Annotated in this window: 15 protein-coding genes; 5 read left to right on the top strand and 10 right to left on the bottom strand. The window is 35.8% G+C overall.

What is annotated here, in order from left to right; genetic code table 11:
* Positions 1 to 107 precede the first annotated feature (107 nt).
* Positions 108 to 848, bottom strand: a complete 741-nt coding sequence (locus ACFSRZ_RS08510) for a LytR/AlgR family response regulator transcription factor (RefSeq protein WP_379666124.1) — start codon at positions 846 to 848, stop codon at positions 108 to 110.
* 2 nt (positions 849 to 850) lie between these two features.
* Positions 851 to 3736 (bottom strand): sensor histidine kinase, encoded by a 2886-nt coding sequence (locus ACFSRZ_RS08505; protein ID WP_379666123.1) that lies wholly within the window; start codon positions 3734 to 3736, stop codon positions 851 to 853.
* Between the two features lie 287 nt (positions 3737 to 4023).
* Here ACFSRZ_RS08505 and ACFSRZ_RS08500 point away from each other — a divergent pair, with 287 nt between their 5' ends.
* The 5 genes from ACFSRZ_RS08500 to ACFSRZ_RS08480 all read left to right on the top strand — a co-directional run bounded on the left by ACFSRZ_RS08500 (position 4024) and on the right by ACFSRZ_RS08480 (position 10495).
* The gene (locus ACFSRZ_RS08500; protein ID WP_379666122.1) at positions 4024 to 5388 is read left to right on the top strand and encodes a hypothetical protein; all 1365 of its coding nucleotides are present in this window, start codon (positions 4024 to 4026) and stop codon (positions 5386 to 5388) included.
* Between the two features lie 2 nt (positions 5389 to 5390).
* Positions 5391 to 5864: a hypothetical protein gene (locus ACFSRZ_RS08495; protein WP_379666121.1), complete on the top strand. Its 474-nt coding sequence runs from the start codon at positions 5391 to 5393 to the stop codon at positions 5862 to 5864.
* 12 nt (positions 5865 to 5876) lie between these two features.
* Positions 5877 to 7856, top strand: a complete 1980-nt coding sequence (locus ACFSRZ_RS08490; protein ID WP_379666120.1) for a GMC family oxidoreductase — start codon at positions 5877 to 5879, stop codon at positions 7854 to 7856.
* A 157-nt stretch (positions 7857 to 8013) separates the two neighbouring features.
* Positions 8014 to 9300 carry a phosphatidylserine decarboxylase gene (locus ACFSRZ_RS08485; protein ID WP_379666119.1) on the top strand — a complete coding sequence of 429 codons (1287 nt, stop codon included), beginning with the start codon at positions 8014 to 8016 and terminating at the stop codon, positions 9298 to 9300.
* A gap of 148 nt (positions 9301 to 9448) precedes the next feature.
* Positions 9449 to 10495, top strand: coding sequence for a nucleoid-associated protein (locus ACFSRZ_RS08480; protein ID WP_379666118.1), 1047 nt, complete (start codon positions 9449 to 9451; stop codon positions 10493 to 10495).
* 74 nt (positions 10496 to 10569) lie between these two features.
* On the opposite strand, the gene ACFSRZ_RS08475 is transcribed toward ACFSRZ_RS08480, so the two are convergent.
* From ACFSRZ_RS08475 to argH, 8 genes are all read right to left on the bottom strand, one after another.
* Positions 10570 to 11070: a hypothetical protein gene (locus ACFSRZ_RS08475; RefSeq protein ID WP_379666117.1), complete on the bottom strand. Its 501-nt coding sequence runs from the start codon at positions 11068 to 11070 to the stop codon at positions 10570 to 10572.
* 195 nt (positions 11071 to 11265) lie between these two features.
* Positions 11266 to 12012, bottom strand: coding sequence for a response regulator transcription factor (locus ACFSRZ_RS08470; protein ID WP_379666116.1), 747 nt, complete (start codon positions 12010 to 12012; stop codon positions 11266 to 11268).
* 92 nt (positions 12013 to 12104) lie between these two features.
* Positions 12105 to 12911 carry a DNA alkylation repair protein gene (locus ACFSRZ_RS08465; protein ID WP_379666115.1) on the bottom strand — a complete coding sequence of 269 codons (807 nt, stop codon included), beginning with the start codon at positions 12909 to 12911 and terminating at the stop codon, positions 12105 to 12107.
* Positions 12912 to 12964: 53 nt separating this feature from the next.
* Positions 12965 to 13237, bottom strand: a complete 273-nt coding sequence (locus ACFSRZ_RS08460) for an STAS domain-containing protein (protein ID WP_379666114.1) — start codon at positions 13235 to 13237, stop codon at positions 12965 to 12967.
* 81 nt (positions 13238 to 13318) lie between these two features.
* Positions 13319 to 14611, bottom strand: coding sequence for a threonine synthase (thrC, locus tag ACFSRZ_RS08455; protein WP_379666113.1), 1293 nt, complete (start codon positions 14609 to 14611; stop codon positions 13319 to 13321).
* 134 nt (positions 14612 to 14745) lie between these two features.
* On the bottom strand, positions 14746 to 15666 hold the full coding sequence (locus ACFSRZ_RS08450) for a homoserine kinase (RefSeq protein WP_379666112.1): 921 nt from the start codon (positions 15664 to 15666) through the stop codon (positions 14746 to 14748).
* A 137-nt stretch (positions 15667 to 15803) separates the two neighbouring features.
* Positions 15804 to 18245 (bottom strand): bifunctional aspartate kinase/homoserine dehydrogenase I, encoded by a 2442-nt coding sequence (gene thrA, locus ACFSRZ_RS08445; RefSeq protein WP_379666111.1) that lies wholly within the window; start codon positions 18243 to 18245, stop codon positions 15804 to 15806.
* A 363-nt stretch (positions 18246 to 18608) separates the two neighbouring features.
* The gene (gene argH, locus ACFSRZ_RS08440) at positions 18609 to 19883 is read right to left on the bottom strand and encodes an argininosuccinate lyase (protein ID WP_379666110.1); all 1275 of its coding nucleotides are present in this window, start codon (positions 19881 to 19883) and stop codon (positions 18609 to 18611) included.
* Between the last annotated feature and the right edge of the window lie 18 nt (positions 19884 to 19901).

Raw genomic sequence — 19901 nt, 5'->3', positions numbered from 1 at the left:
CCCCCATTCCTATAGCTAAATTAGTTCTAGAGGTATGCGAGTGATTCTGATTTTTCCTGTAAGGGCTTGTTTTTTTTGTGAAAGGATCGGTTTTTGTTTTAAAGAAGTTAAAACAGACCTTCTATAACTTTAGAAAATTCTTCTCTGCTGTTTTTTGCAAAAGGTAATTTGATATCGTTTTTCATGATGAGATACCCTCCGTCTAACTTCACAAATTGTTTGATGTACTTGATATTTACCAAATACGAACGGTGGCATTTGAAAAAGTATTCGTTATGATCTAACTGTTCTACAAAGAATTTAAGGGGCTTGCATATCAGTTCTACATTTCCTTTGCTTGTGTAAATCTTTGTATAGGAACCATCTGCCTCTAAATATTGAATTTCATCATAAGACAAGAAGATAATCCCCTTAGGCACTTCAATAGCCAGCGTATTAAATGTCAGCTTTTTAAGCGCATCGATCTTTTCTGTTAATTCATTTTCCTTTTTCTTATCAACACACTTGGCAACAGCATTTACCAAATAATTAGGATTGATGGGTTTTAAGATATAATCTAAAGCGCACAGTTTGAAAGCTTCAATTGCATATTGATCATAGGCAGTTACAAAAACAATTGAAAAATCGATTTTCTTCCCATTAAAAAAGTCCATGATCTCCAAACCGGAATATTTGGGCATTTCTATATCCAAAAAAACAATATCCGGCTTGTGCTCATTAATCAATTTTACTCCTTCATCCAATTCATTTGCCCAATAGATCTCTTTCACTTCCGGGCAGTTCTCATTCAATAAGGTTTGTAATAAGGTTATGGCATTAGCTTCATCATCAATTAAGATTGCTTTCATAATTATTGCGGTATTTGTATGACTATTCTTGTTCCTTTAGGACTATGATCGTCTCCTTTTAAGTCTGTGATTGAAACACTAATTTTTCTTTCCCTCTCTCTGTTTAATAAATCTACACGATCTGTGTTGGCCGTCATTGCATGTGAGGTATGATATCTATCTTTCTTCTTTTTTAATTTCATAGCATTCTCTCTACCTATACCGTTATCTTCTATAGTACAGAAGAGAACTTTACTTTCTAGATCAAAATCAAATGAAATCAATAGTTTTTTGAGTCCTTCTTTTTGAACCAGTCCATGCTTAATTGCATTTTCTATATAAGGTTGTATGAATAATGATGGAATATGTATAGAGTTCAGATCCGTGCAATTATGTTCGATCTCATAATTGAGGCTATTATCGAACCTTACGTTTTCCAACTTTACATAGATCTCCAATGCTTTTAATTCTTCTCCCAGAGAAACTTCCTCTCTCTTACTGAAATCAAGATACATTCGTATAAGCTCTGAGAACTCAGCTAAATAAATACTTGCATCCTTCTTTTTATTGGTTACAATGTATCCTTGTATGGAGTTCAAGGCATTAAAAATGAAATGAGGGTTCATTTGCGATCTTAAATTCTCTAATTGAGACATGATCAGTTCTTTATCTAAACGCTCTTTGTCTATTAAAACCAATTGTCTCTTTTTCAAAGCTCTCAATCTTAATCCGAAAAAGAATGCTATCATAGATGCTACCGATAAAGTAAACCACCATGTACGCCAAAAAGGTTTATCTATGTAAAAATCGATCTCTTTTACATTTCCGAAAGAATTGGCTTTCTTATTAATTGCTCTTACTTGAAAGGTAAAATCCCCATAAGGTAGTGAAGGGTACCTTACATTTCCAGTTGTATTTATTTCCCAATCTTTTTCTAAGCCTTTTAACCTGTAGTAATATTTTATATTTTCTTCTGAATTGAAAAAGTTGGTATTGAAGTTTATCTCTAAAGAATTCTCATCATAAGTGAGGGAATACCTTTCATCGAGTGTTCTCTTTTTTCCTTGGATTTTTACCTCTGAAAAATAAACTTCCGGCGAAACAACCTCTTGGTTTAGCACTCCTTTACTCAGGCTAATAACTTCTCCATTGTTTCCTAAGATGTATAACATCCCTTTCCAAATGTGAAGCTCTCTTATTTTTTGAATTCCCAGTTCGTCTTTCAGGCTAAAAGAAGAAATCTTGTTTTTATTTCTGTCAATAAAACTCAACTCATTCCCGGATACTATCCACAAATCATTTCCGTCTGCTAAAATTTTTGAAGCTCTGTTCGACAAAATTCCATTGGACGTATCATAATTGTACGTTACCTCGTAATTCTTAATTCCTTTTACTCCTTTGTCATGAGTTGCCAACCAAATCACTCCATCATCTGTCTCCGCAAAATCTACAACTTCTAAAGATTTGTTTTTGTACTTGATCTCTTGAAATACCGAATTACGATCATAGTACCCCATGCTATTAGATCTTAATGCATAAATAACTCCATCACTACTGTAAAAGCTACCATAACTACGTTTGTGCTCTAGTGTTTTCTCCGTTATATATTCAATCTTGTTCTGTAAGTATCTCTTTTTAGGGAAAACATTTTTTTGTGAAGCTTGATCATTGTATTTCATCGACTTCATATAAAGTCCGGTATAGTCAGAAATTAAAGCCTTGTAATTTTTAAGGAAATTTACCCACTTGTACCCTTTGATGTGCAAAACATGATTCAGGTTTCCTGATTTTATGTCCCACATAAAAGCTTTATCCATACCATCAACATAGATCTGTTGATTATCGGAATCTAGTTTAAGAGCTATAATTCCTCCAGTGATCTCTTTTAAATCAACAATACTAGTATCTCCGTTTATCAAATTCTTGAAAACTATTTGCCCCTCATAAGTTCCATACAATAGGCGATCTTTATAGGTCAAAATTGATGAAACCTTTTGGTTTTTGATTGGTTGGTCTTGTTTTTTAACTTGAATATTCGGAACAATAAATATGCCATTATTCAGTGTCGTAATCCAATACGTATTGTCTTTGTCTCTGATAACCTTAGTAACATACTCATCTTCAAATAATTTATGTTCTAAGACCAAAGTATCATTTTCTAACCTATAGATAAACAATCCACTATTTGTACAAAACCATACTCTATTATCAATTTCAACAATTTCTATGATCGTTTTCTTTTTTAAATCCGAGGGTAAGTAATTGTAGCTATTTATTTTTCCATCTACCCGCAGTAATTTGCTTGAAAAAGGAACTTCATAATTATCGTTTGCCTTGTTCTTACTTACACAGACATAAACACGATTGTTGATCGAAAATAGTCTTCGGTATCTATAATCTCCATTCAAAGAGATTTCCTTTTGCAAGCGGTTTCCTTTAAAAATCGTTAGTGAATCATATAAAAAATAGAGTTTTTCTTTTTTCTGAAGAATATCTGTGCTTCTGATTTTTACCTGTTGCTTTATTTTTCTTCTTACTACTGTAGCTTTTTCGTCAATAAAATAAAGTCCAACATCTGTAGAAACCTTCAATGTATTATCAGAGACAATAAATTCCGGTAATAAGTCATGATCTACTTTACCCATTAAGTCTACAAACAGATGTAAACTATCTTTTTCAGCAAAGAAAAATTGTCCGGAAATATTGTTACACCATACTCTTCCTTTGTCGTCTTTCTGCAGATTAAAAACAGATCTACCTCTCTTTAAAGGATGAGAGAATTCTTTAAATTCTTTTCCATCGTAACGGAAAAAACCTTTATCGGCTGCTAACCAAATAAACCCTTCAGAGTCTTCCAAAATGTTGTAGAATTCGATATCAGGAAGCCCGTCTTTCTCAGACAGGTGCATATATATTGGTTCTTGCGACCAACATAATTGTATTACAAATAATACTATAAATGTAAGGCGAAGCTTAATATGTTATTGTTTTAAGGGACTACTGACAAACAAATTTAAAAATTAACTTTACATCGGCAAAAGAAAAGAAAACTCGATCTAATTCACTTATAATCTAAGTAATCTTCTCCTTATTTTCAGCTAGGTAAATCTACTTGTTTCTCAAATTGCGCAAATACGCCCTACTCATATTGAGTTTATAGTCACAACTTTAGTTAGAATCTAAACTCATCTAACCTATGAAATTCAAAAGTAGACCGCTAGTGTTACTTTTGGGTGTTGCCCTTTTATTTTCATGCGTAGAGAATGAAAAGAAAAATAAGACCCAAAAAGTAGCCGATGAAGATGTGTTACTCTCAAAAGTAGACACGTCTGAAATTAAACTAAGCCCTGTAATTCCAAGGGAAATTACAGCAAAACCACCTTTTACATTAGAATCGTTACAACACGACTTTGATGTCTTCTCATGGCAATCTTTTATTGCTTTGAATTGGCCAGCAAATCCCGACGGGACGCCTAACACAAACTTAACCATCGGACAAAATCAATCTAGCCCCACTGTATGGCAAATGTGGAAAAGTAGTCGTGAAGTTTTCTTACCAAACGGAGCGAAACCTAATGCTTGGGGAGAAGTTGAAAACATCCCTCTTGTATGTAAAAACCTAACAGAAGAAGACCTTAAAAAAGGAGTCATCAAGCTTTCTCAAGTAGGAAAAACACCCAACGTACTAGATGAAAGTGGAGAACCTTTTCAAACGGGTCCTTTGATCGATCAAAACGGGCAATACACTCGTTATGAGATCTTGATCAATGAAAGTATGTTTAACTATATTGTAGAGAATAAACTTTACAATCAAGAAGGACAAGAAGCCTTTCGAAAAGATGCAGATTTTCCTTCCAGCAGTACCAAAACCGATTCTATAGGAGCCATTATGGTAAAAGCTGCCTGGATTAAAATGGGAGGAAAATATGATGAAAGTAAATTCCATACAACATGGGCTTTGGTATACGACAATCCTGAAGAACAAGAAGGTGTAAAACCTGCTTGTGAATTGGTTAAAGTAGGATTGGTCGGATTCCATATTGGTCATAAAACTGAAGACGAGCCGCAATGGGTATGGTCAACCTTTGAGCATGTAGACAATGCTCCTACACAAGGAGAAGAAGAAAATAAGGATTTTTACAATTACTACGATCCTAAAAGTACTTACCCTGTGAATGAGCCACCGGCGAGACCTTGGAATCCTGCAACAAAGTTTACAACACCTTCTAAGATAGAACGTGTAATTCCAATTACTGAGGATGCCAAAAAACTCAACAAAGAATTCCAAGCTGCCTTAAGACAGGCTTTTAAAGGTTCTGTTTGGGCTAATTATGAATTGATTAGTACACAGTGGCCTACCAATGCTAAGAGTGTAACAGACCCAACCGGAGCTCCTGCTCCTCCATTCTTAGCAAATGCTACCTTAGAAACTTACATTCAAGGAGAAGTGAGACAAACTTCCAGTAGCTGTATTGCTTGTCATAACAATGCTACAATGACTTCAGGAAGGTTCTCAGATTTTACATATTTATTACAACGTGCACAAAAACAAAAGAAATAGTTATGGATCAAGAAATGAAAAGTTTTATCGGATTAAGCGTGGTTTTGACTGGTTTTAACCAATCTATTTTAGCGCCAAGTGTAGATCCTGTAGATATCAAAGCAGATTATTTAGCTGCTTTCAACGAAAAAGTAGGGAGCGACCTTGTGAGCAGTATCCTTAGTACTTATGAAACTTTAAAAGGTGAAGGAAAAACACCACAAGAGATAGGAGAAGCCATCTTGTCTGAACCTGATTTTGAAATGCCTTGTAGAAAACTCATCTTCTTATGGTATTCTGGGGCATGGCCAACAATAATCCCGGCTTCAAACGGGAAACCGGCTTCAACAGTAAGTACTTTACTATCTGCAAAGAGTTACACTACCGGGCTTGCTTGGCAGGTTATGCAATCGCATCCTATGGGAGATTCTAACTACAGATACGGATACTGGTCGGAAACTCCGGCTGATTTAAATGATTATACAGGTAATAACTAAAACTACAGCAACATGGCAACAACAAACGATTATGACGTAATTATAGTAGGTTCCGGTATTGCTGGAGCAATAGTAGCCTACAACCTGGGAAAAGCAGGTAAAAAAGTATTGATCTTAGAAGCGGGTCCTAAAATTCCTGCTGACAGAAGTAACTATATGGAGACCTTCTTTAAGGCAAATGCCAAAACTCCTGAATCTCCTTATCCTCCAAGTACACAAGGAGCAGTGCCTTCTACAGATGAGAACCCCTTGGGATTACCAGATCCGGGAGAAGAAAATACTCCTAGATATACGGTTTTACAAATTGGTTCTTGGAGAAAGCCTAAACAATGTTATTTCGATTTTCAACAACAGCAACCTAACTTACAAGGAGATAGTCCAGATGCAAATTTTGCCTATGGAAGTTCCTATGAAAGAATTGGTGGAGGAACCACTTGGCACTGGTTAGGAACGAGTTTGCGTTTCTTACCAAATGATTTTATTCTGCAATCCAAATACGGTGTGGGAGTTGACTGGCCGGGAGGTAAGGCTTTTTACGAAAAACTAGTTCCTTATTACGAGCAAGCAACCAATGAGATTAATGTTGCAGGAAGTAAAGCAGCATTAGACAAATTATATCAGCAGTTTGACGGACAACAAACTTTTGGTCCTGATTACGATTACCCAATGCCGGCAATTGTAGAATCTATGGTAGACAGAGATTTTGCTGATAATGTAACATCAATGCATATTGATGGAGAGCCTGTTTATGTAACTCCTACTCCACAAGGAAGAAATTCCAGACCGGGAGAACGAAGACAGTGCGCAGGAAATACCAACTGTATTCCAATTTGTCCGATTCAAGCAAAGTATGATGCTACTGTAACTATAGCCAGAGCTTTACAAACAGGTAATGTAGAAGTTTGGTACCAACATGTGGTAAGCAAAGTATTGCTAGATCCTGATACGGATGAAGTTTCTGGTGTAGAATACATTACTTATGCTGAGCAAAACGGTCCGGCTACAGGAACGGGAACTGTTTCTGCTAAGAAATATGTAATGGCCGCGCATGCTATTGAAACACCTAAATTATTATTGATGTCTAAATCAGATAAGTTCCCGAATGGTGTTGCAAACAGCAGCGGTCAGGTTGGAAAGAATTTGATGGATCATATTATGTACTTGGCTTGGGGATTGGCAAAAGATCCTGTATTCCCATATAGAGGTCCGCTTTCTACTTCGGGAATCGAATCTGTTCGAGACGGAGCTTTTAGAAGTGACAGAGCTGCTTATCGTATCGAAATTGGAAATGAAGGTTGGCAATGGGCTACAGGAGATCCGTTTACAACATTGGCAGATTATGTGTTTGGACAAAACAATTCGCAAACCAATGCTACCAGTACAAACGGACAAGGAAAGAATTTAAAATTCGATCCAAGCTTACCGGACAACAGTAAGCTGTTTGGGCAGCAATTGGTAGATACTCTAAATGGAATTTACACCAGGCAAGTTCGTTTAGGGTACTTGATAGAACAATTACCTTATGAAGGAAACAGTGTAGAACTGTCTGAAACATTAACCGACAATCTAGGATTGCCTAGACCTAAAGTAAACTATCAAATTCCTGAAGATTATGTGAGAAATGCTTTTGTTTCTGCAAAAGAAGTGTCTACAGAAATCTTTGATGCTATTGGAGCCACAGAATATACACAAGATCCGGGAGAGCCTGTATTTTATCCTGAACCAGGAAAAGAATTAACCTCAACCAATTTCCAATACCAAGGAAACAACTTTAAGTTCTATGGTGCCGGTCATATTGTGGGTACCTACAGAATGGGAACCGAGAAAGAAAACTCTGTGTTAAATGATCGTCAACAATCATGGGATCATTCTAATTTGTATATGGTAGGAAGTGGAGTCTTCCCTACTCTAACTACAGCAAACCCAACGCTTACTATTGCTGCGTTGGCATTTAATGCTGCAGATAATATTTTAGAGGATCTCGAATCATAATTCAAATACTCTATTCAATTCTAAAAAGCACTGTTAACGCAGTGCTTTTTTTAGGTATTACTAACTGTTTTTACAATGTGGTATTTCTACTCTCGGTCAGCTTGCCAGATTCGAAGAAATTGTAGTAAGAATAAAAACCTATCAATTTTATAATATTATGGCAACACATCAAGCCGTTGTGGCACAACTGAAAACACTCTTGGATGGAAATCCAAAAATGGCAGCAGATTTAAAAAAATCATTGATCAAAGCTCAGGATGTAGCAGCAAATGGAGACAAAACCACAAAGCCTCCAACTCCACCTTTGAATAAAGATCTATACAACGCAATCAACAAAGAGTTCAACCAAAAAGGTTGGCCTACTACAATTGAAGATTATTTCGATTATTTAGATATCTATGTAGTAATGGTACCAAATGAAAGAAAAGGTACTCATAATGCTTGGACCAGTGATGGAACCAAAAATGGATACAATCAAAAAGTATATGATCTGTTATGTCAATTCTACTTTCTGGTAAATCAAAAAGAAGGAGGAAAAAGAACCATGCAAAGCTATCCTGAATTCTCAGATTGGCTGGTAAGTTTTGCAACAGCGTGGGGAATTTTCTTAGATACAGAAGAATCGTTAACTCCGGCATCTTTAAAAACTTTTAAAGAGGATAAAAATTCAGAAGGAGAAAGCATGTACAACTATCCGTTGTATAAAGAAAATGAGAAAGAATGGAAGACCTTTAATCAATTCTTTTACAGAGAGTTTAATGGTGCTGCTAAAGGAACGGGAATTAGCCCTGTAAGACCTATTGCAGAGCCTAACAACAATACCACTATTGTTTCTCCGGCAGATTGTACTTTCAAAGCATGTTATCCAATTAATGAAAAAGGTCAGGTAATGGCTCCTGATAATACTCGCTTAAAGCATACACATAGTATTGGAACAGTAGATGAGTTGTTGCAATACAGTGAGTTTTCTAAAGATTTTTACGGAGGTACGTTTATTCATTATTTCTTGAATCCGTTTGATTATCATAGATTTCATACTCCTGTAAGCGGAAAGATCGTACAGATCATGGCTGCTGTTGGAAAAGTATATTTGAATGTAGAAATGACTCCAGATGGGCAGTTTGACGCTCCAGATGGTGCTGAAGACAGCTACGAGTTCAACCAATCTCGTGGAATTGTAGTGGTTGATTCTCAATCTGAGGTTGGAAAAGTAGCAATTCTTCCTATTGGAATGGCACAAGTTTCTGGTGTAGACATGTACACTGAGTTACAAGGGAAAGAAGTTGTAAAAGGACAGGAGTTTGGAAAGTTCAAATTTGGAGGTTCAGACATCATTGTATTGTTTGAAAAGCCACCACATGAATTGTATATGTTCCAAAAAGATCCATCTCACAACCCAATTCACTTCCAATACGGACAAACTTCTGTATATTGGAACAAATAGACGTTTAGAAACACATAAAACTCAATAGATAAGATAGAGAACTTTGCTAAAGTTCTCTATTTTTTCTTTGTAGAAACTCCTTAATTAATTGGGAAACTTTTTATCTTCGCTCGCCTATAATCAGAACAATTTTTGCGAATCGTAAATCATGCTAAAAACTTCAAACGCCCTTATAGCCAGAGCAACTTTACAACGTGTTGGTAACAAATTAAGTCAAGAAATAAACTATTCTACCAGCGAAGAAATTCCATTAACTAGTGATGAAGAAACGATCTTAAAAAGTTTCTTTTTAAGTTCTATCAGATCTAGTCAGGATTTAATGAAGTTTACCCACCACGTAAGTTTGGATTACAACACGGTGTATGATAGTACTAGTAAGTTTTTTCAGCAAGAGATCAGTTTTATCGACTATTCTAACAACATTCTAAATCATTTGTATGAAAAGTCGAATCATCCACAGATCAAGACCGGAGAGTTGTTTATCGTATTATTTCAGGAGATTCAATTTCAAGAGATCACTACTGATGCTATTGGGATTTTTAAAATTGAAAAGAAGATCGATTATTTGAAGTTTAATGCTACTGAGGACGATATGGATTTTATGATCAGTAAAGGTGTTAAGCTGCAAAAGATCGATAAAGGTTGTTTGATCTTGAACTCAGAACAATCTGATGGATATCGTGTTTTATCTATCGACAACAACAGCTATGATGCCAACTACTGGAAAAAATCTTTCTTGGATTTGGAAGAAGTGATGAATGATTCTTACCAAACAAAACATCACTTACAATTGCTTTCTAACTTTTCTAACACAATGGTAGATGAGGGTGATACATTTGTGCAGAAAGAATTTATGAGTCAGGGAGTGCAATTGTTTAACGACAATGAAGTGATTACCAAAGATATTTTGGAACAAGAGCTCCTCTCCCCTTTTGATGTGGTAGATTCTTACGACAACTTCAAAACGCAGTACAAAAAAGAGAATAATCTTGATCTAGAGGAGCATTTTAATGTTTCTGTACCTACCTTAAAAAAGGAAAAGCGCAAAATCAAGAGTCAGATCAATCTGGATACTAAGATTCAGATCAAATTAGATATTAGCGAAGGTGATACCGTAAAGGAAAACATCGAGAAAGGATTTGACGAAGAGCGTAAGATGCACTACTACAAAGTGTATTATAACGAGGAGACCTAAACCGTATAAATAAAAAACCAAGAACTAAAAGCTCTTGGTTTTTCTTTTTTGTTTTAATAGCAATCCTTTATGGTTTAATCATAAGTATCATTGTCATCAACAGGAATACACGGCACCGGAGGATAAAATGTAAATACCATATAGTACCCGTATTGATTAGCTCTACAACGATAGGTGATTTTTTGACATAGGGCTTCTGCCACTCCTTCATAATACGCTATCTCTTCAGGAGTTATACAATGATTGTAATAAGGTTGTGGTATATCAAGTACCGGTTCTGCTCCTTGTACTTTTAGAGCGGCTTCACTGTAATAGTTACCATCTTTAGCTTCATATATCTGAAAAACAGTTAACTCTTTTGCAAGAATCTTTCTATACTCTTCATCAGTTACATAGCTATTGTTTTCTTCTATTAAATTTCCATGATTATCTACAGATTGAGGTATTAGTTTCAATCCAGTTCCTCTTTCTGTTAGTGTAGATTGTCTAGAACTTGGTTCAAGAATGGAATCGTTAGTATCTGTACTGCAACCATAAGCCAATAGCAGTACTACTACATAAAGTAGTTTTCTCATAAATTTTAAATTTAGGGTTAGTTATATACTCAAAACAATGTAGTTTCTGCGTGGGGACTTTCTATATAGTGTCGTATAGAAATACAAAAAAACATTGAACGATTTCATCTGTCGACGTCTGTAATCGAAGCTAAATTAAATACAAATGAGCACATGTGAAATACTCAAATTTGAGTAATTTTTTGACTTTTAATATTAGAAAAAAGACAAGAATTTTACAGCTTCTATTGATGAGTCTATAGCTAGTTTTCTTTTAATATTTCTCCAGTGTGTTCTAGCGGTATAAATGGATATATTGAAATAATTAGCAATGTCTTCCATAGAAATTCCACTGGCGTATTTCAATAGTATTTCTTTTTCTCGGTTGGTTAACGATGTAAATTTTGTGAGGTTGGTGTTGTAAAACACATCTTCCTTTTGTGCTTTTCCAAAAAGTTTAAGAAGATTTGTGGCATCTGAAGATGTTTTCACTTTTAGCAACATATTACCATCTTCGTCAAGGCCTTCAAAATAGATAGATGATTCAACATTCTTTCCTGTCTCTTCGTCTGAATCTTCTATTAGCCACTTTAACGCTTCTTTTTCACTGGTAAAGTGTTTGGGTAATCTAATGTTTAATCCTTCAAAGCTATCAACAACACTTACATGCGAAAAAACATCTTTGCTTACTACAAATGCAAATTTTTGATTCCCATATTTTACACAAGGGTATACCACGTGCTCTTCTGCCCATTTTTGGGTCTCTTTGTCTAACACCAGCGTAAAATTCTGATGCAACCACAAAGCTTTTGCAGGACGATACTTCTTGTACGTCTCTACAAATTTTAACATTTCTCGTTTGAAAACTTCGCTGGTTTCCGGGGACTTTTTCCAGTTTTGAATAAATAAATCATACGGTTTTTCAAACAAAGATTCTAAATAATCTGTTTGATGAACAATCATAGGGGTTATGAATATTACTCAATATTAAAAAATATTTATCGTAACTGATATACTCACTTTTGAGTATTTCCTTCATTCCCTCATTATCGGTTTTAGGATTTCATAAGTGTTCTCAATCCTCTTTTAATAATATAGGCTGTTTCTTTGGTAGTAGATTCTTGTTCCCAACGTTTGCATACTCCTTTCACCCATTCCGGTTGCGATTTGCTGGCATCGTTCAGCCAATTGGCTACAGAATCGCGTACATATTTTGAAGCATCGGATTTGAGAGGTTCTAATACAGGAAGTCCTAATTGAGGTTCTTCTTGAAATTGAGCGATCTTTTTTACCCATACTCCTACCGGGCGTAAAGCTTCGGCTGCAAAACGTCTAACATTTTCATCTTTGCTAGAAGTCCAAGGAGTTAAAATGGCAATTGCCAGATCTAAATTCTCGATCATGCGTTCTTTGGTAGCAAAAATGACAACTTCTCTTACACCAAAATGTGTATCGGCTGCATATCCTTTCATCGCTTGTAAAAGTTCTTTCAGATCGTCGTACAACAAACTCTCTCCCCAACATGCCCAACAGCGTACAATATCACTGGTATGTGATTTTAGTGCTTCATACACCTTTGTATCTTGAGTCATTTGTGCAAAGGTTTCTCCTATGATTTTGGCATTGCTATTGGCGGTAGGTTTTTTCTGACTGTTTACAGCCACATCAAACATAGAGAACCATTCGGTTTTCTCTATCTCAGATAATACTATTTGCAATAGTTTTAGTTGGTTGGCAGACAACCACTCCATTAAGTTTTTTGTTTCTATTTTTCCTTGATCCAAGTATTCTAATACTTCAGGATTCAAATCTTTAAAACTTCGAGGACCTTTTCTATCGAGGATGTGTTGTGGAATCTGCATAGCCTTTATTCAAGATGACTTCCCGAAAATAAAAAACTATTTGCAATAAAAAATCAGGCAGACAGCAAAAACTCATCATAGATGTCTTTGCATCCATATCCAATAATAGAAAAGCTTTTTTGTTTTAGTAATGATACTTTGTATAAAGAAGTTAAAATATTAATTCCTGCTTTGTCAATTTTACGTACATCATTAATGTTCAACACCACACGATCATAAGCGTGAAACTGAGATTCTACATAGCTTTTTAAGATTTTCGCATTCAATTGATTGATTTCTCCTTTTACGTTGAATACATTTTTTTGGTTTTCGATAAGTATTGCCATAACACATTTATTTAGTTGGTTTCTATCGCAAAGATTTAAATAAATGTTAGTGTTATAGATCTATTTAGTTGAATGAACTGTTTATACAGACGAACTGTTTAAATATTCCTTTAAATCATTGTAGGAACTCACCTTAATTGCTACTTTTTCTTTGTCCATTACTTTTTGAATTTGAGGAGGAATCTCCACGTTTACATTCAACGTTTCCTCTACCACATCCAAGAACTTTACGGGGTGTGCTGTTTCTAAGAAAATTCCGAGTTCTTCTTTTGAGAGTTCATACTGCTTTAAGCCTAAGTAACCAACTGCTCCATGAGGGTCTGCTATGTAGTCACATTTATCATGCAAACTTTTCATGATCTCTTTGGTTTCTTGATCTGAAAAACTAAAGGATGAGAGCAATTGTTTTAATTCTTTTACTTCTTTTCCTAACAGTTCTTGAATTCGTATAAAATTACTTGGGTCTCCCACATCCATCGCATTGGAAATTGTTGCTTTAGAAGCTTTTGGAGTGTATTCTCCGTTTTTTAGATAGTTAGGAACGGTATCATTTACATTGGTTGCAGCAATAAAATGCTTGACCGGCAATCCTAGTTTTTGTGCTACAATTCCGGCGCAGATATTTCCAAAGTTTCCACTTGGAACCGAGAATACAATGTCTTTTTTCAAATGAGCTACTTGCTTATATGCAAAGAAATAATAGAACATTTGCGGTAGCCATCGTGCTACATTAATGGAATTGGCTGATGTTAGTTTTGGTTGAATCTCCGTATCTAAAAAAGCGGTTTTTACCATGTCTTGACAATCGTCGAAAACGCCATTTACTTCTAAGGCTGCAATATTATTTCCTAGTGTTGTGAGTTGTTTTTCTTGTATCTCGCTTACTTTTCCGCTTGGGTATAAGATTACAACATTGACTCCTTTTGCGTTTAAAAACCCACTGGCCACCGCTCCTCCTGTATCGCCAGAAGTAGCTACCAACACCGTAACTTCTTCTTCATTATCTTGATTGAAATAGGCCAAGCATCCTGCCATAAATCTTGCTCCTACATCTTTAAAAGCCATTGTAGGTCCATGAAAGAGTTCTAAGGTTGCTACATTGTCATCTACCGATACGACAGGGAAATCAAAGGAAATGGTTTCTCTAATGATCTCTCTAAGCTTTTCTTCGGGAATCTCATCGCCTACAAATTGTTTGATTGCTTGAAAGGCAATTTCTTCGTTTGAATAGTTTGTGATATTTTGAATGATCTCTTCTGAGATAGGTTGAATGTTTTCCGGGAAATACAAGCCTCTATCCGGTGCTATTCCGTTGATGACTGCTTCTCTAAAAGAGGTTTTTTCTGATGTATGGTGTAAACTGTAGTAGTTCATTTTTTAGTGCTTAGATAATAGTAATTAGGGGTTGGTTGTGGTTTATAGGTTTATGAGTTTATGAGTTTATGAGTTTAGTTCGTAAATATATTTTCGGTTTTACTCCTTTCTTCTTACTCTTTACTCTTTTCTTCTTATAAAATCTTAATTCCTTCTTGGTTGATCTTAGATATATGAATATCAAAATCTACTTGTACTCCTTGATATACTTGTTGCATTCCGGCTGCTACTTTTTGTGCCGTTTCTTCTCCTCTGCTCAAAGCAAAAATAGAAGGCCCAGAACCTGAAATTCCACTTCCTAAAGCGCCGTTGTTTAAACAGGCTTCTTTTACTCTATCAAATTCGGGAATCAAAATAGAACGGTGTGGTTCTATGATCTCATCATGTAATGAGCGAGCAATCAAATTGTAATCTTCTGTATACAAGCCTGAGATCAATCCTCCAAAATTACCCATTTGCTGTACCATGGTTTTTAGTGATACGTTTTGTTTTAATACGGAACGAGAATCGGCTGTTTTGACTTCTATCTGCGGATGTATTACTGTAGCGTACAATTCTTTGGGCGGATTGATCTTTGTTACCTGTAATGGATCGTAACTGGTTACCATTGTAAAACCTCCCATAATCGCCGGTGCTACATTATCGGCATGTGCAGAACCGCTTGCCAGTTTTTCTCCTTGCATGGCAAAGAATATCAATTCTGTTTGCGTGTAAGGTTTTCCCAACAGTTCGTTGATCCCAAAAACGGCTCCGGCTGCACTGGCTGCACTGCTTCCAATTCCGCTTCCCGGTTTGATCTTCTTTTCAATCTCAATTTCAAAACCAACATTTGTATTTAAGTGTTCCAACATACTCAATGCTGCAACTCCTGCTACATTCTTTTGTGGGTCTAATGGTAAGTCTTGCCCGGAAATCTTGCTAATCGTAACTCCGGGTTCTGATACTTGGCGTATGATCATTTCATCTCCTACGGAATCTAAACAAAGTCCCAGAATGTCAAAACCACAGGATACATTAGCAATAGTGGCGGGTGCAAATAGTTTTATTTCGTTCATTTTTTTAGTTCTTGGTGCTTGGTGCTTGGGGAATGTTTATGTGTTTATAAGTTTATAGGTTTATGAGTTTAGCTCGTAAATATATTTTCGGTTTTACTCTTTACTCTTTACTCTTTTCTTCTTACTTCTTACTTCTTTTACACATTCCCAATTCGTATAACGTCTGCAAAGATTCCTGATGCGGTTACTTCTGCTCCGGCTCCGGCTCCTTTAATAATTAAAGGTTGTTGCGGATAACGGTCTGTATAGAACAATACAATGTTGTCACTTCCTTCTAAATTATAGAATGGATGTGTTGCTTCTATTTGTTGTAATCCTACATTGGCTTTTCCGTTTGCAAACTCTGCAACGTATTTTAGACGACATTCTTTGTCTTTTGCTTTTTGATATATTTCCTGAAAATGCTCTTCATACTTATGCAAAGAGGCATAAAACGATTCATTTTCTTTGGTATCTAAGCTTTCTTTCGGCAAAAAAGAATTGTTCTCAATATCTTCTAAATTTAGTTCATAACCGCTCTCTCTTGCTAAAATTAAAATTTTTCTGGCGACATCTATTCCACTTAGATCAATCTTTGGGTCGGGCTCTGTATATCCTTCATTCTGAGCTTGCTGTACTACATCATGAAATGTAATTGATTCATCAAAATTGTTGAATACAAAGTTTAAACTTCCAGATAATACGGCTTGGATCTTATGTACTCTATCACCGGAAGCTATCAAATTCTTCAACGTATCAATAATCGGCAACCCGGCTCCTACATTGGTTTCAAATAAAAACGGCGCGTTGTATTTTCTGGAAACAAATTTTAATCTTCTATAGTTCTCCAGATCAGAAGCACAGGCAATCTTATTGCAGGTAACAACTCCAATATTATGTCTTAAATATCCTTCGTACATCTTAGAAACTGCTTCACTGGCTGTGTTATCTACAAAGACACTGTTTCTTAAGTTGATGGATTTTATTCGCTCTAAAAAGCCTTCTAAACTGGCTTTTTCTCCGTTTTGTAAAGCTTCTTTCCAAGAGTTAAGGTTGAGTCCACTTTCATCAAAAACCATGGTTCTTGAGTTGGAAATTCCAATTACTCGAATGTTCAGTTTTAAATTTTTCTTTAAGAACTTCTTTTGCTGCTGAAGCTGCGCTAAGAATTTTTCTCCTACGTTTCCTACTCCGGTTACAAATAGATTTAATTGTTTTACACGTTCTTCAAAAAAGCGTTCGTGTAAGGTATTCAAAGCTTTCTTAGTATCCTTCTCGTCAATTACTGCCGAAATGTTCTTTTCTGAAGCTCCTTGTGCAATGGCTCTTATGTTTACATTGTTCTTTCCTAAAGCACTAAACATTTTTCCGCTTAAGCCTTGATGGTTCTTCATTTGATCTCCCACCAAAGCAATGATACTCATTCCCTTTTCTACAAAAACAGGCTTTACTTTTTTCAATTGAACCTCATACGCAAAGGCATCGTTTACAATTGCAACGGCTTTTTCTGCATCGTTCTCATGAATTGCAATACAAATAGATAGTTCTGATGATGCTTGTGTAATTAAAATCACATTGATATCGTGTAAATACAAAGCTTCAAACAAACGTTTAGAGAATCCCGGTATTCCTACCATGCCTACTCCTTCTAAAGTGATCAAGGCTATTTCGTTGATATGACTGATTCCTTTTACAGGCTTGTTTAGTCCGGTTTCTTTGGTGATCAAAGTTCCTTTGTCTTCCGGTTGAAAAGTGTTTTTGATGACAATTGGAATTTCCTTTTGCAATACGGGTTGAATGGTAGGCGGATAAATCACCTTTGCTCCAAAATGAGACAACTCCATAGCTTCATGATATGAGATATGAGGAATCTCATGAGCTTGTTTAACTACTTTAGGATTTGCTGTGAACATTCCACTCACATCTGTCCAGATCTGTAATTCTTTTGCGTCCAAAGCTGCTGCATAAATGGCTGCTGAATAGTCGGAACCTCCTCTTCCTAAGGTTGTTGTTTTTCCTTCTTTGGTTCTGGCTACAAATCCGGGAACAATAGTTACACGAGCTCCGTTGTTTGAAAAGTAGTCTTGACATTTTTTAAACGTCAGGTCAAAATCTACCAAGGCATTGTTGTAATCATCAGAAGCAATAATAAGTTCTCTACTGTCTTTGTAATTGGCTCCTATACTGTTCTTTGCTGCTTTTGCAATGATAAAAGACGATAAGAGCTCTCCAAAACCGGATATTTTAGCCAATGTTTTTGGGGTTAACTCTTGCAACAGAAAACAACCTTCATAGATGGTTTCTAATTGATTAAACAATTGTTTGGTATAACTTATAACCTCGCTTTGTTCTTGTACAGGAATCAACTCTTTAATTGTGTTAAAGTGATGTTTCTCTAGCTCTTGCAAGGTTGCTTTGTATGCGTTGTTCTTTTGTGCTGCTGCATTAGCTGCATGTATTAATGCATCTGTTGTTTTACCCATGGCTGAGACAACAACTACAATTTGCTCTTTTTCTGATGCTTTTGAGACAATGCTCAATACTTGTTTGATATTATCTGAATTGGCTACGGACGTACCGCCAAATTTTAAAACTTTCATTTTTAATGTTTAGTAAAGAAATAGATATGAATTCTACTGAGCTTTTTGAGCTTTCAAAAAACTATAGGTAACCTGGAAATGATATGTAACAAAATAACCCCCTAAAGGGTAATCGTAATTGTAGTAGAAGTTGTAGTGTAAGCAAAAGGAGAACGCATCACATTGGTGATGTTTGCGTAGTTGTTCTGTCCTTTTGAATAAATCATGGTTCAAATGTATGATTAATTTTTAGCCGACAAAACTTTTTTTAACTTCAAATATCATTTTTACGATTTGTATAAAAATCAGCTCTTTACTATTTCATTGCTTATCTATTTCGCAAGCAAAGTCTGTGTTGTTTTATGTATTTGACAATCCTGAATTTCAATTCGGAAGTTTTTCTCTTATTTCTTGCAAACAGAGATTGTGAATGCTTCCCTCGTGCGTATGTTCTTTGGATGTATCCGGTATATAGGTTCCTTTTTCTACCTCGCCTCCTATCTGCTGATAGGCTTCTCTAAAACTCATTCCTCCTACAACAAGGTTGTTAATATTGTCAACGGTAAACAAATACTTGTACTTGTCATCATTAATATCAAACTCCTTCACCTGAATTTGCTGAATCGAATAATTAAAGATGGTTAAGATGCTTTTTATATCCACAATTGCGTTGATCATATTCTCTTTTAGCAACTGAAAATCTCTGTGGTATCCGCTTGGCAGATTGTTTGTGATCAGAATCATTTCTGTTTGTAAGGCTTGTATCTTATTGCATTTCCCTCTAATCAATTCAAAGACATCGGGATTCTTCTTGTGCGGCATAATACTGCTTCCTGTGGTTAATTGATCCGGAAAGGAAATGAAATCGAAATTCTGACTCATATACAGGCAGATATCCATTGCAAATCTAGATAAGGTATTGGCCAAGCTTCCCAAAACTCCGGCAAGTGTTCTCTCGTTTTTCCCTCTACTCATTTGCGCTGCAACCACATTGTATTTTAGTGTTGCAAACTCAAGCTCTTTTGTTGTTAATGCTCTGTTTATTGGAAAAGAACTACCATAGCCTGCTGCTGAACCTAAAGGGTTTTGATCCACCAATTGCAAGCCTGCGTTTAGTAGATACAGATCGTCTATCAAGGTTTCTGCGTATGCAGAGAACCACAACCCAAAAGAAGATGGCATTGCTACCTGCAAATGTGTATATCCGGGCAACAATACTTCTTTGTGTTTGTCTGCCAAAGAAAGTAAGGTTTCAAAAAACGTCTTTGTTAGCTCTTTGATCTCTTGTAAATTTTCTTTGTAGTACAAATGCAAAGCAACCAAAACCTGATCGTTTCTTGATCTAGCTGTATGTATCTTCTTTCCTACTTCTCCTAACTTCTGAGTTAACTCATACTCAATCTTAGAATGTACATCTTCAAATTGCTCTTCTATAGTGAAGTTTCCTTGCAAGCATTGATCATAGAGCTCTTTCAATCCTCCTTCTAATTGTTCCCATTCGTTTGTTGTTAAAACTCCTATAGATGCTAACATTTTAGCATGAGCTAGTGATGCCTGAATGTCGTATTTGGCAATATGTAGGTCTATTTCTCTGTCGTTTCCTACTGTAAATTGTTCTATTTGTTTGTCTATAGAATATCCTTTATCCCAAAGTTTCATATCTCAAATTTTAAATTA

Source organism: Pseudotenacibaculum haliotis (genome assembly GCF_042684245.1).
Classification (GTDB): Bacteria; Bacteroidota; Bacteroidia; order Flavobacteriales; family Flavobacteriaceae; genus Polaribacter; species Polaribacter haliotis_A.
This window is presented reverse-complemented; position numbering and strand designations above follow the sequence as displayed.